The organism is Chryseobacterium camelliae, assembly GCF_030818575.1.
In the GTDB taxonomy this organism is placed as follows: Bacteria; Bacteroidota; Bacteroidia; order Flavobacteriales; family Weeksellaceae; genus Chryseobacterium; species Chryseobacterium camelliae_A.
The window spans coordinates 822,797-835,370 of sequence record NZ_JAUTAL010000001.1 but is presented as its reverse complement, the minus strand read 5'-3'; the positions used below and the strand labels follow the sequence as shown (position 1 = coordinate 835,370).

Sequence of the window (12,574 nt, the reverse complement as noted above, 5' to 3'; positions counted from 1 at the left end):
TGCAGTATAACGTCTGATATATGACATCTGCTATCTAAAAAATATAATCCTTTACGCGGGAAGTAGCCAGCTCCTTCTCATTGATCCAGCTAAGGAGGGCATCCAGCTTGTCCTCCATTTTTTTGCCTGCATTCAGGCGCCTGTAAAAAGGTACTGAGAAGCAGTGTTTCTTAAGATCGGTAAACTGCCATGAATCGAGGTAGATGAGGACAAAGTCATCATTTTTCAAAGTCTCGAAGACCATGTTCTGATAGAATTTTACCGGCAGGAACTGGAAAACGAAATCATTATAAGGCAGCTGGCTGTAGGGAGAAATGCTTTCCGGAATAATACTTAATCCGTCTTCCTCTGTAATTTTTGTCGTCGTCTTAAGCCTCTTCAAAGGGAACAGCACATGCGCATGATCAATCCGAGAGATATAATTGAACCCTGCCATCTTCAGGATCTCCGGAGATATTATCAGATCTTTCTGACGGATTCCTCTTACCTGCTTCTCCAGAAAATATTCTGTTTCTTTTTTGGTTTCTTCAATAAAGTCAGCCTGTGAATCTTTATTATAAAAAGCAATTTCATGCCCTTGGGATGAAATTGCTTTGATCATATTTTTGAGTTTTCCGGCAATGGAAATCTCTATAAAAAAGCTAGCCTTGATATCATGGAGATCTAAAATCCTGAGTATAGCTTTGGTATTATCTATAGTTATATTCAGCCTGTCTTCATAAGAAATTTCACTCCCTTTTTGAGCGGGAGCTTCTATGTTGACGATGTTAAAAGTTAATAATATCATTTAAATATAATTCTAGATAATTTGTGTAATTAATTAAAAATCAGATGTTAAAATAAATATTATTTAAAGTTCAAGTTGAACAATTAATCTTTACCTAATTTTACTCTGAGATTTTTGATCATATCTTTAGTCATTTCAGAAATTCCGAAATCATAAGAGAGATTCCAGTCTTTCTTAGCTGTTGAATCATCAATGGATGCAGGCCATGAATCTGCTATAGCCTGTCTGAAATCCGGCTGATAGCTGATCTCAAATTCCGGGATCTCTTTCTTGATTTCTTCAGCCAGCTGCTTCGGGGTAAATGACATTCCACCCAGGTTGTATGACGAACGTACACTAAGGCTTTCTTTGGGTGCATCCATTAATTTCAGCGTAGCCTCAATGGCATCATCCATATACAGCATCGGCATGGCCGTATCCTCAGAAATAAAGCTGGTGTATTTTCCGTCTTCAATGGCTTTATAAAAAATCTCCACAGCATAATCCGTAGTTCCGCCTCCTGCCGGTGTTTTCCAGGAGATCAATCCTGGATACCTGATGCTTCTCACATCAACCCCATATTTGTCAAAATAATATTCGCACCACTTCTCTCCTGCCATTTTAGAAATCCCATATACGGTGGTAGGATTCAGGACCACCTCCTGCCCTACATTTTGCTTTGGAATTCCTTTCCCGAAGACTGCAATGGAACTGGGCCAGAAAATCTTTTTAATAAGCCCTTCCTTCGCCATTTCACAAAAATCAATAAGAGGCTCCAGGTTTAATTTCCATGCAAAGAGCGGCTGTTTTTCTGAAGTCCCGGACAACAGGGATGCCAGATGATATACTGTGGTGATCTTATAATCTTTGATGACTTGTCTCACCAAGTTTGTATTGGTAACATCTATTCTCTCATAATGACCTGCAGAAGTGATGTCTTTCTGCCATTTGTCAAGACCCGAAGCTACTACATTGTCTGCGCCGTGAATTTCAACCAGGCGGTTCGTAAGCTCTGTGCCGATTTGGCCCAAAGCACCGGTAATCAGGATTTTTTCCGTATAGGATTCCATTGTTTTCTTTTTAGTTGATTGAAGCAAAAATAAAGATTTTACCCCCCTATTCAAAAACAAAATTGTAAATTCGGGTATATTTTTTATCATGAAGAAGCTGATCATTATAGGGGTACTGATAACGCAATATTTCTCAGCGCAGTACACAGACATTACGATTGTAAAGGAAGTAAAAGTAAAAAACAAGGGCGTGGTAGTCTCCGCCCATCCGCTCGCCAGCGAGGCAGGTGCCAGAATCCTGAAAATGGGTGGTAATGCGTATGATGCGGTAGTTGCCACTCAATATGCATTGGCAGTGGTTTATCCCCAGGCTGGTAACATAGGCGGCGGCGGCTTTCTGGTAGGAGTAAAAAGCAACGGTGAAAAGTTCACTGTGGATTACCGGGAAACCGCCCCACTCAAAGCATCAAGAGACATGTATCTTGATAAAAACGGAAAAGCCAATACCGACCTTTCCCAGAACGGAAGACTTGCCGTGGGCATTCCCGGAAGCGTGGCAGGCTTTTTTGCTACGCTGAAGTACTGCAGGCTTCCTATGGAGAAGATCATTCAGCCATCTATCGACCTGGCTGAGAAGGGATTTGCCATTACAGAGCAGGAAGCGGAAATGCTCAACAGGCATAGGGATGCATTCAAGAAACACAATAAAACAGCCATCGCTTTTGTGAAAGATGTACCCTGGAAGGCAGGTGACATCCTCATCCAGAAAGAGCTGGCCGAAACTTTAAAACTGATCCAGAAGCTTGGAGCAAAAGGCTTTTATGAAGGTAGGACTGCTGAATTGTTGGTTGCAGAAATGAAGAGAGGCAACGGAATCATCACGATGCAGGATCTTAAAAATTACAGGGTTGCAGAAAGGAAGGCGCTCGAATTCGATTATAAAGGCAACCATGTGGTCTCCATGCCTTTGCCGTCCAGCGGCGGGCTTCTCCTCGCCCAGATGCTCAGAATGGCCAGTTTTGAAAACCTTGAACATTACCAGCAGAACTCAGCAAAGGCCGTACAGATCATGGCAGAAGCAGAGAGGAGGGCATTTGCAGACCGTGCAGAATATATGGGCGACCCGGATTTCATTCAGGATAAAACCAATTACCTGATCTCTGATGATTACCTGAAAAGCCGTTGGAAAAGTTTCAGCTTTGATCATGCCACCCCAAGTTCAGAAGTGGGAAAAATCATTGCCCAGCCGAAAGAATCTACCCAGACTACCCATATTTCCGTCCTTGACAAAGATGGTAATGCAGCTTCCGTCACCACTACGCTTAACGGATACTACGGAAGCAAAGTAGTCGTATCCGGAGCAGGATTCTTCCTCAACAACGAAATGGATGATTTTTCCATCAAGCCAGGAGTTCCGAATATGTTCGGAGCCGTAGGCGGTGAAGCCAATTCCATACAGCCTAATAAGAGGATGCTGTCTTCTATGACTCCTACTATCCTTCTTAAAAACGGAAAACCGTTTATGGTGGTCGGGACACCCGGCGGAACGACCATTCCTACCTCGGTTTATCAATCGGTTGTGGATGTTATTGATTTTAAATTAAATGCCAACATTTCCGTTAATTCTCCAAAATTCCATCACCAATGGCTTCCTGAAGCCGTTGCCTTTGAAAAGAACTTCCCTGAGACTACCATCAGTGAGATGAAAAAACTGGGCTACAAAGCCGAAAGATGGAACCAGATCGGAAGAACCGAAATGATCCTGATTGATGAAACCGGAAATATTCATGCGGTAGCTGATGGCCGCGGCGATGATTCTGTGGCGGTAGAGTAATGGAAAGTTGTCTTATTCATAATTAAAATTCTTCCTTTCATAAAATTCATCAACTACATATTCATTTATAATTTTATGTTGAAATTTGTTCATCGTGGTCATCTATCCCCTATAAAGTTGATCAAAATAGTTTCCCAGCGTTGCCAGGCGATCATGGCTATTGTGATTAATATAATTTAAAAACATTTTTTCCGTGCTATGTCCGGTAGCCTGCATCAGCAGAGGAGTCGGGATCTTTCCGTAAAAATTGGAAGCAAAACTGCGCCTGCCGATGTGGCTGCTGATGACTTCCCATTTTTTTACCAGAGCATCTTCCGAACGGTGACCGGTACGCTTCCTGGCATTGATTTTTTCGTTGATCCCTGCCAGTTTGGCAATCTTCCTGATTCGCCGGTTATAAATATTATGGTCGATGGGATCGGGAAAGCTGTAATTGTTTTTCTTCAGAATATTCAAAACCACAGGATGGAGCGGGAGGATAATTTCCTTTTGTGTTTTCTGCTGTACAAAGGTTATGTACATACGATTCCCCGCTTCCGAAAGCTGATTTTTATGAAAAACCATAAAATCTGAGATCCTTTGCCCGGTATAGCAGCTGATCAGCAGCCATTTTTTAGCTGTTTCATATTCTTCAGGAACTTCGGTTTGCTTTATTGTTGCGATTTCGGACTCGGTAAGGATAATAATGCGGGATGACTGTTTTTCCCTTCGGATTTCCAATTCACGTACATTGGTTGCAATTCCTTTCCTCTCCACAAAATTCAGGATGGTCCTTACAAAATGAACCGTTCTGTGAAGCGTATTTTCGCTGTATTCCTCTTCTTTACCGAAGATTAAAAAATCCCGTACAAATCCTGCATCAATGTCTTCTATCAGTAGATGCCTTTGTAAAAATCCTTCAAAGCGCTGGAGAAGCCTGAAGAACACAAGATACCGTTTGTAGGTTGAATGACAGATTATTTCTTTACGGGCAGTAATATAAGAAAGGGTAAGATTAAGAAAAGAGTTTTCTGATCGCTGAACAGGCTTTGTGGTGATGACTTCACTAAGTTTTTTTGAAATCCCTGTTTTGGTAACTGCTTTCCTGCCTGTTCTCCGTTGCCGGATATATTCAGCCAATTCTACTTTGATACGATCCAAAACAGTATTAATGTTTTTATTTTTTTTCAGGTAAATATTTTTCGGACGCCCCTTTTCAACGTTCCATTCCTCAGGAGCCACTGTAATACCCGTACAAAAAATAAAATCAAGATGAAATGATTCATCCAGAAGGTGCAAATAAATAAGCCCGGAATCTTTGGATGTTTCCGGAAGATAAAAAGTGAAATTCATTTATTATTTTAATCATTTTATAGTCGCTAAAATAATAAAAAAGTAGTCCTATCTAGACTACTTATATGCACAAATATAGATAAAATATCCATACCACCAAAAAAACTAAAACATTGTTCTATAAGTGTTTATAACTCATCCATAAGTGTTTATTGTTTGAAAAAAATTACTGTTTTCATTTGCTTTAACATAAATCTTCATCAAAAACACAATATAAATTATTGAACTGCAAATCAGTTGAATACAAAAGTAGTCTAGATAGGACTACGTTTAAAATTAAAGATCGAAAACAAGCATTACTCCAACAAATTAATGTTCATTTATCCCAAACCAAATGCGTTTAAGAATAACTTTAATTTATAGAAACGATAACCAATAGTATAAACTAAAAATAGAAATATGACAATTTTTTAATTACAATATAAACACAATACAGAACATGATGAAGAACACAATTTTAATACTTACTTCAGAATAAATCGCTCCAATACTTTTAATATAGGACACCGATATTTTCTGCCACAAATCCAAGACCGCTTTGTTTTCCGATTCTTATTTCTAAAAGAAAATTCTCAGGAGTTTCTTTTAGAGGTGTAAAGATCAATCCGAAATTCTTATCAAAGAATCAAGTTTGTGATACACAAGAATCAGAAATTTTAATGAATAATAAAAACCTAAAAAAGTATGATAATTAAAACGGTACCAACACAAAAGATGAAAATTCTAATAAAAAAGTAATGACGATTGATCTATTAAAGTATCTGTGGTTTAGGTATAATAGATGACCAACTCGTATATAACTGCTTTTTATATACTAAGCTTTAATTATTTAATATAACAACCTTTTATAAAACTTCAAATGAAAAAAACATTTCTATCGGCCGGTATCATTTTATCAAGCCTTGTTTACAGCCAGATAGGCATCAACAACAATACACCCAAAGCGACATTGGATGTGACTACAAAAACCACTGACGGTAGCAAGCCGGAAGGAATGATTGCCCCTCGCCTGACCGGCGACCAGATCAAATCCGCTGATGCCAGCTACGGAACTGATCAGAAAGGAAAATTGATCGGGATTAAACTTAAACAGGCTCATAGATAAAAAAATATCATTTAACACAAAAAATCTGAAAAAATGAAATATATACATAATTTGTTTACATTAATATTTTTTATTAATATCAATATATCTGCACAGGTGGGCATCAATACAGACAAGCCCAATGCATATGCTGGGCTTCATATCTCTGAAAGAAAAGATCCGGCAAGCGCAAGTCCCGACAAATATAATGGGATCATCATTCAGCGTTATACCGAAGCACAGCGGGATACGCAGCTTACTCCGAATATGACTGCCGGGCAAAACAGTCTGATGATATTTAATACCACCGAAAACTGTTACAACTATTGGAATAGTGAAGATAATGAATGGAAAAGCCTTTGCGGACGTTTTGGAAAAGGCACGTTTTCTTATAATTGTAATGCAGATGTGACTGTTCATGGTATTTACAGCAAAGGAAAAGAACTCACTACATCCCATTATCTCAGTATTAGAGTAACGGTTACAAAACCGGGATCTTATGAGATTGCAGGAACAACCAACAATGGATACAACTTTTACAAGACGGGGACTTTTCTGACGACCGGCAGCTATACAGTGAATATTCCCGGAACTGGGATCCCGGCAAATACTAACACTGCAGGTGGTGGCGATACTGTAGCTATTACCAACAATGGAGTCTCTCAGCCATGTTCTCCACCTGTACAGGTCCCGGTACTTTCGGACTCGGGAACATACACTATGAGCTGCGGTTCGGCTATTGTGAATGGAGTTTATAAAGTAGGTACCGCACTTACTTCAAGTAATACCATTACTTTACCGGTAAATGTGACAGCATTGGGAAGCTATACCGTTACCACCAACACGGTGGATGGAATTTCTTTTAGTGCTTCAGGTACTTTTACAGCAACAGGTAACCAGAACATCATGCTAAACGGAGCAGGAACACCCACATCTACAGCTATAAAAAAGTTAACGATAACATCAGATAGCCAGGGTGGCGTTTCCAAATCGTGTAATGTAAATGTGATTGTAGTTATTCCTAAAAAAATATTATTGACTATAGGGACTTCTCCTAATGAATATGGTTATAATTTTTCCGGTACAGCAGCCTCAAATGGACTTATCACAACGACAGCTAACTATGGAACGCTTGCTAATAGCATCGTTAAATATGAAGGCTGGGACCAGATCATAAACGGAACAAATGCACCATCAGCAGCTCAGCTTACTGGTTGGACAACAGGCAGCAATCCCGTAGACATTATTGTAATAGGGTACTCTTGGGCAGCAAGTACCACCGAAGCCCAAATACTTGCAAACTATATTGCGAAAGGAGGCGTTGTATTGGCATTCTCTGAAAGCACCGGGGGGATGCAAAACTTATTAAGAATAGTATTTGATGCTTCAGTTTCTACGGGAAGTGTAAATAGTGCGGGCGCATTGTACAAATTACCTCTCACAAATGATTCTATTTTGAATGGCCCTTTTGGTGACATCAGGGGATTACAATGGGGAGAAGATGCTTCCTCAACAACTTACGCCACGGGATTACCTTCCAGCGAAATAACTGTATATTCTGGTGATACCAATATATCAACAGCTAATCCGGCAGGAACCATAGGACGTGTTACAGCATTCAGGCACAATACCCTCAATTTTATTTGGGTAGGTGATGGCGGTTTTAACTCTAATAATGGCGGTACTTCGGATACTATTTGTCCATTCGTTTTAAATGCCAACAATTTTCCTGTATTTAAGCCTAATTATGGAAATGGAGCTGCTACTTATAAGATGAATGTATATAATTCAATATTTACAGCCAATGCTTTTGCTTGGGCTCTCGACAAAGCTGAGCACAATGGTATTAATAAATATTAATCGATTTTAATGTTTTGGTTTTCAAACCATCCGTATGAAACAAATGATGAGAGAGAAGGTTGCAGAAAGCGGGATAGAAATATCCCAATGCCTTCAATTAAATACAGAACCTATTTCAATGCAAATTGTTAAATCATAACGATGCGAAAAGCGGGCTGAAACCGATATTTTAAAATAAAAACATAAAAGATAATGAATTTCAAAAAAATACACATCGGAGAACTGATCAAACAGCGGGTATACGAAACCGAAATCGAACATATGCGGATCTGTAAATTCTTCGACTGCACTGAAAAGGAAATCGCTGAAATGTATGAAGCTGAAATCCTATACCCGGATGTGATTATGAAATGGTGCAAGCTTCTAGAATACGATTTTTTCAGAATCTACACTCAGCATTTGATCCTTTACGCTCCTATTAATCACGAGAAATACAGCAAGAAAAAAACCGGTAAATCAGCATTGCCTTCCTTCAGTAAGAGCATTTATACCCAGGAAGTCATCGAATTTATTTTAGAGCTTATCCTTACCGGCCAGAAAACCAAAACAGAAATCATAAGTGATTATAACATTCCTAAAACAACTTTATATAAATGGCTGCAAAAATACAGTACAACAGAGGGGAAAAAAGAAAAAAAACAATGATGTATAAAATAAGCGTATATAAATTTATTCAAATTTCAGCTTATGTCTGCACATTTAACAGATCATACAATCAAGAAAATAGACAAAAAATGTTTACATCTTGCAAGAATTATATTCACCATAAAGAATATTTCAACAAGATTAATCTAATGTATTAAAATGAGTGTAACATAATATAATGACGATGAAGAATAAAAGAAAAAATAAAACTCCACAAAATATAGTGCTCATCGGTAAAAAAAAAGCAGAAATCACTAAAATTCTAGGTGAGAATTATACGATTGACCTGGATGAGAATATGGTTTATACGATAAGAAGAATGTTTTTTTTCACTCAGAGGATTTGTATTGGATTTAACGAAGCCGGGATTAGTGACAGCATTCACAGGGTGGGTTGATTTTCATCTCTGTTATACAGGAGTATTTACACAACTTAATATCACACTTGGAAGGCCTAATACATTCAATGAATGCTTCCGGCATCACCAGATACTATTGCCGGATAAGAATACTTACACTTGAATCCAGATATTCTCATCATAATCAGCTCCCTTGCTATCAAGCATTACATTTAATACTATTAAAAACAATTATCTATGAAGCATCCAAACTATAAAAAAATTTATGCCGATATGATTACCATGAAGATTCCCGATAAGCAGGAAATCTGCAGGAGCATACTTGACAAATCGAAACTAAGCACAATTGATATCATCGATCTACAAAAGAAAATATTCGGAATAGATAATATTTCAATGGGACAGTCTAATCAGCGCTATAAATCCTATGACAAATCTACGATACTGAAAATCTTGGACTATCAAAAGAAGAACGGACTTAACAATAATGAACTGGCCAGACATTTTAATTTAAGCAGAAATACCGTAGCCAAATGGAAAAAGCTGTTTCAGTGATCTGTATTTTTAAAAATCTTTCACACATTTATTATAAGCAGAGAATCTAATAAAGTTTAATATAAACGGATTGTATTTTAATCTTATTGAAATCAAAGAAGCTATATATTACGATCTTAATCCAATCGGTGCAATTATTAATTTCCGTACGATCGAAACAAAACAAATATTTCATGACTGTTATCATCAATCCCATAAATTTTCTTATTTTTCGGTACTAAATTCGGTTTCATTGAAAGCAAAAAAAATTTACCGGCAGATCTATTTTCAGGTTATTGTCGCCATTATTGCAGGAATTCTTTTAGGAAGGTTTTATCCGGAACTGGGTGAAAAAATGAAGCCTTTAGGCGACGGATTTATCCGGCTGGTAAAAATGATTATTGCTCCGGTGATTTTCATTACGCTTACCCTGGGGATTGCGCATATGACCGATCTTAAGAAAGTAGGCAGAATTGCCATGAAGGCGATGATCTATTTCATTACCTTCTCAACGCTTGCGCTGATTATCGGACTTATTGTAGGCAATCTTTTGCAGCCCGGGCATGGGCTGAACGTTAACCCAGCCACACTTTCCGGAGACGTTACCCAGTACCAGCAGAAAGCGCACGAATCTACTCTCACAGGCTTCATCATGAATATCATTCCTGAAACCCTGTTCAGTCCTTTGGTTGGTGAAAACATATTACAGGTACTTTTGGTAGCCGTTCTAATGGGCGTTACCCTGGTCCTTACGAAAGAAAAAAGTGCTAAAGTAACTGAATTCCTGCAGGATCTTTCTGCCCCGGTCTTCAAAATTGTGCACATGCTGATGAAACTGGCGCCTGTCGGGGCTTTCGGGGCAATGGCCTTTACCATCGGAAAATACGGGCTACATTCAGTACTGAACCTTATTTTCCTGGTTGGAACGTTTTATATTACTTCCATCCTGTTTGTGGTGATTGTTCTGGGTTCTGTTGCGCTCTATAACGGCTTCAACATCTTCAAGCTGATGTATTACCTTAAAGAGGAGCTTTTACTGGTATTGGGAACCAGCTCCTCGGAATCCGCTTTACCGGGAATCATGGAGAAACTGGAAAAGGCTGGCTGTTCAAAAGCCATTGTAGGACTCGTAGTTCCTACAGGTTATTCATTCAATCTGGACGGCACCAATATATACATGACGTTAGCTTCCCTGTTCATTGCCCAGGCACTGAACATCCACCTGCCGCTGGAAAAACAATTGCTTCTTCTTCTTGTTGCCATGCTCAGTTCAAAAGGTGCGGCAGGAGTAACGGGAGCCGGATTTGTCACTTTAGCGGCAACGCTGGCTGTTGTCCCTGAAATTCCGCTCGCGGGAATGACCCTGATCCTGGGTATTGATAAATTTATGAGTGAATGCAGGGCTTTGACGAATGTGATCGGAAATTCCGTAGCTACTGTAGTTGTCGCCAATTGGGAGAAGCAGCTGGATAAGGAGCAGCTGCATTTCGCTTTAGACCATCCGAATGAGGCTGAAAAGAAAATTGAAATTTAAATAGGTACTGAGAAATGGAACACATAACGCTGTATAAAGACCAATTCTGCATTTCTACAGATAAAACAAGACTGGATATTGATGATATACACGGCTTCCTTTCAACGAAGGCATACTGGTGCCTGAATATTCCTAAAGAAACAGTACTGGCCGCCATACAAAACTCCCTTTGTTTCGGAGTTTACCTGAACGAAAAACAAATAGGTTTTGCCAGGATTATCTCTGATTTTTCCACTATTGCTTATTTAGGGGACGTCTACATTTTAGAGGAATACCGCGGAAACGGACTTTCTAAATGGTTGATGGAAACCATTATGAACCATCCGGATTTACAGGGTTTAAGACGATGGATTTTGCTCACCGGAGATGCACATGGACTTTACCGACAATTTGGATGGACCGATATTGCGGATCCTAGCAAATGGATGGAACTGCATAACAAAAATGTTTACAGCAAATAATTCATGTTAAATTAAGGGTAGTAAGGCTAGAAGGCTGTACCTTTAGATGAGTGGGAGATTTTATCTTATTAAATTCCCGGTTCAAATTTCAGTTTTTGGTATTTATCTTAAATTCAATCTCAAAAACGGGAATATAGGTGGGGGAATGATAATCACTGAGCTTGTTAGGTAACATCCGGAATGCAAGTAATGCGGAATATGTCAAAGGAAATTTTTGACCAAAACCATAAAATGGAACGCCCCCCCATGCTTGGTATTGATAAATTTACGAGCAAATGCAGAGCGCTGACGAATGTGATCGGAAATTCCGCAGCTAATGTTGTGGTTGCCAACTGGAAGCAGCAGCTGGCTAAGGAATAACTTCTATACTGCCTGGATCACCCGCGTTAAGTTGAGAAAAAACTGGAAATCTAAAAATCAATATAAAATATTAATAATCAAATCATATATGGAAATTACACTTCAGCCTGTAGCAACGGTAAAAAATTTCAGGACGGAACCAATCGACGACAATTGGGAAACCATCATTGCAGAAATTGAATTGGCAGACCATATTCCTACAGAAGCTTTTAACAACATTTCAAGCTTTTCCCATCTGGAAATTATTTATTATTTTGATAAGGTAGAAAAAGAAGATATCGTTTTTTCAGGCCATCCGAGAGGTAATGTAAATTATCCGATGACAGGTATTTTCGGGCAGCGTAAAAAGGATAGACCGAACACAATAGGGCTTGCAACAGTGGAATTACTGGAACACAATAATAGAACCATCAAAGTAAAGTTTCTTGATGCTATTAACGGAACGCCTGTACTTGATATTAAACCTGTATTTAAGGAATTCCAGCCAAAAACAGAGATCAAACAGCCTATATGGGTAGCGGATCTTATGAAAAACTACTGGAAATAGTCCGGCAAAAAACTATATTAAAATATTTAAAATTAACGGCTGTACTTTCATATGAATCGGTAATTTCATTTTGTTAAATTCCCCGTCAAGATTCCAGTTTTTGGTATTCACCTTAAATTCAAATCTCAGAAACTGGAATATAGGTGATGTCATCATCATCCCTGAGATTGTTAGGTAATATCCGGAATACAAATAACGCGGAATATGTCAAAAGAAATTTTTGACCAAAACCATAAAATGGACTGACCT

13 protein-coding genes are annotated in these 12,574 nt (G+C 38.7%); 10 read left to right on the top strand and 3 right to left on the bottom strand.

Annotated elements, in window-relative coordinates; genetic code table 11:
* Positions 1-34 precede the first annotated feature (34 nt).
* Both QE404_RS03805 and QE404_RS03800 read right to left on the bottom strand, forming a co-directional pair.
* Entirely contained in the window at positions 35-787 is a 753-nt protein-coding gene (locus QE404_RS03805; RefSeq protein WP_307446703.1) for a polysaccharide deacetylase, read from the bottom strand.
* Between the two features lie 83 nt (positions 788-870).
* Positions 871-1,836, bottom strand: coding sequence for an NAD-dependent epimerase/dehydratase family protein (locus QE404_RS03800; protein ID WP_307446700.1), 966 nt, complete (start codon positions 1,834-1,836; stop codon positions 871-873).
* 88 nt (positions 1,837-1,924) lie between these two features.
* Between QE404_RS03800 and ggt the strand changes: the two genes are divergently transcribed.
* Entirely contained in the window at positions 1,925-3,610 is a 1,686-nt protein-coding gene (gene ggt / locus QE404_RS03795; protein ID WP_307446698.1) for a gamma-glutamyltransferase, read from the top strand.
* A 102-nt stretch (positions 3,611-3,712) separates the two neighbouring features.
* On the opposite strand, the gene QE404_RS03790 is transcribed toward ggt, so the two are convergent.
* Complete coding sequence (locus QE404_RS03790) at positions 3,713-4,942, bottom strand: tyrosine-type recombinase/integrase (protein WP_307446695.1); 1,230 nt, start codon at positions 4,940-4,942, stop codon at positions 3,713-3,715.
* A gap of 859 nt (positions 4,943-5,801) precedes the next feature.
* Between QE404_RS03790 and QE404_RS03785 the strand changes: the two genes are divergently transcribed.
* The 9 genes from QE404_RS03785 to tsaA all read left to right on the top strand — a co-directional run bounded on the left by QE404_RS03785 (position 5,802) and on the right by tsaA (position 12,325).
* Positions 5,802-6,047 (top strand): hypothetical protein, encoded by a 246-nt coding sequence (locus tag QE404_RS03785; RefSeq protein WP_307446692.1) that lies wholly within the window; start codon positions 5,802-5,804, stop codon positions 6,045-6,047.
* A gap of 33 nt (positions 6,048-6,080) precedes the next feature.
* A complete protein-coding gene (locus QE404_RS03780; protein WP_307446689.1) occupies positions 6,081-7,886 on the top strand; it encodes a hypothetical protein in 1,806 nt (601 codons plus the stop codon).
* Positions 7,887-8,078: 192 nt separating this feature from the next.
* Positions 8,079-8,531, top strand: a complete 453-nt coding sequence (locus QE404_RS03775; RefSeq protein ID WP_307446686.1) for a transposase — start codon at positions 8,079-8,081, stop codon at positions 8,529-8,531.
* A gap of 184 nt (positions 8,532-8,715) precedes the next feature.
* Entirely contained in the window at positions 8,716-8,928 is a 213-nt protein-coding gene (locus QE404_RS03770; RefSeq protein ID WP_307446683.1) for a hypothetical protein, read from the top strand.
* Positions 8,929-9,126: 198 nt separating this feature from the next.
* Complete coding sequence (locus tag QE404_RS03765; protein WP_307446679.1) at positions 9,127-9,444, top strand: helix-turn-helix domain-containing protein; 318 nt, start codon at positions 9,127-9,129, stop codon at positions 9,442-9,444.
* A gap of 232 nt (positions 9,445-9,676) precedes the next feature.
* Positions 9,677-10,957 (top strand): dicarboxylate/amino acid:cation symporter, encoded by a 1,281-nt coding sequence (locus QE404_RS03760; RefSeq protein ID WP_307446676.1) that lies wholly within the window; start codon positions 9,677-9,679, stop codon positions 10,955-10,957.
* Positions 10,958-10,971: 14 nt separating this feature from the next.
* Positions 10,972-11,418, top strand: coding sequence for a GNAT family N-acetyltransferase (locus QE404_RS03755; RefSeq protein WP_307446673.1), 447 nt, complete (start codon positions 10,972-10,974; stop codon positions 11,416-11,418).
* Positions 11,419-11,649: 231 nt separating this feature from the next.
* On the top strand, positions 11,650-11,778 hold the full coding sequence (locus QE404_RS03750; protein ID WP_307446670.1) for a hypothetical protein: 129 nt from the start codon (positions 11,650-11,652) through the stop codon (positions 11,776-11,778).
* Positions 11,779-11,866: 88 nt separating this feature from the next.
* Entirely contained in the window at positions 11,867-12,325 is a 459-nt protein-coding gene (gene tsaA, locus QE404_RS03745; RefSeq protein WP_307446667.1) for a tRNA (N6-threonylcarbamoyladenosine(37)-N6)-methyltransferase TrmO, read from the top strand.
* Positions 12,326-12,574 lie beyond the last annotated feature (249 nt).

Coding starts and splice junctions, on each gene's coding strand:
- QE404_RS03780 (WP_307446689.1), top strand. CDS start 6,081: ATGAAATATATACATAATTTGTTTACATTAATATTTTTTATTAATATC.
- QE404_RS03790 (WP_307446695.1), bottom strand. CDS start 4,942: ATGAATTTCACTTTTTATCTTCCGGAAACATCCAAAGATTCCGGGCTT.
- QE404_RS03785 (WP_307446692.1), top strand. CDS start 5,802: ATGAAAAAAACATTTCTATCGGCCGGTATCATTTTATCAAGCCTTGTT.
- QE404_RS03755 (WP_307446673.1), top strand. CDS start 10,972: ATGGAACACATAACGCTGTATAAAGACCAATTCTGCATTTCTACAGAT.
- QE404_RS03800 (WP_307446700.1), bottom strand. CDS start 1,836: ATGGAATCCTATACGGAAAAAATCCTGATTACCGGTGCTTTGGGCCAA.
- QE404_RS03750 (WP_307446670.1), top strand. CDS start 11,650: ATGGAACGCCCCCCCATGCTTGGTATTGATAAATTTACGAGCAAATGC.
- QE404_RS03775 (WP_307446686.1), top strand. CDS start 8,079: ATGAATTTCAAAAAAATACACATCGGAGAACTGATCAAACAGCGGGTA.
- tsaA (WP_307446667.1), top strand. CDS start 11,867: ATGGAAATTACACTTCAGCCTGTAGCAACGGTAAAAAATTTCAGGACG.
- QE404_RS03765 (WP_307446679.1), top strand. CDS start 9,127: ATGAAGCATCCAAACTATAAAAAAATTTATGCCGATATGATTACCATG.
- QE404_RS03805 (WP_307446703.1), bottom strand. CDS start 787: ATGATATTATTAACTTTTAACATCGTCAACATAGAAGCTCCCGCTCAA.
- ggt (WP_307446698.1), top strand. CDS start 1,925: ATGAAGAAGCTGATCATTATAGGGGTACTGATAACGCAATATTTCTCA.
- QE404_RS03770 (WP_307446683.1), top strand. CDS start 8,716: ATGAAGAATAAAAGAAAAAATAAAACTCCACAAAATATAGTGCTCATC.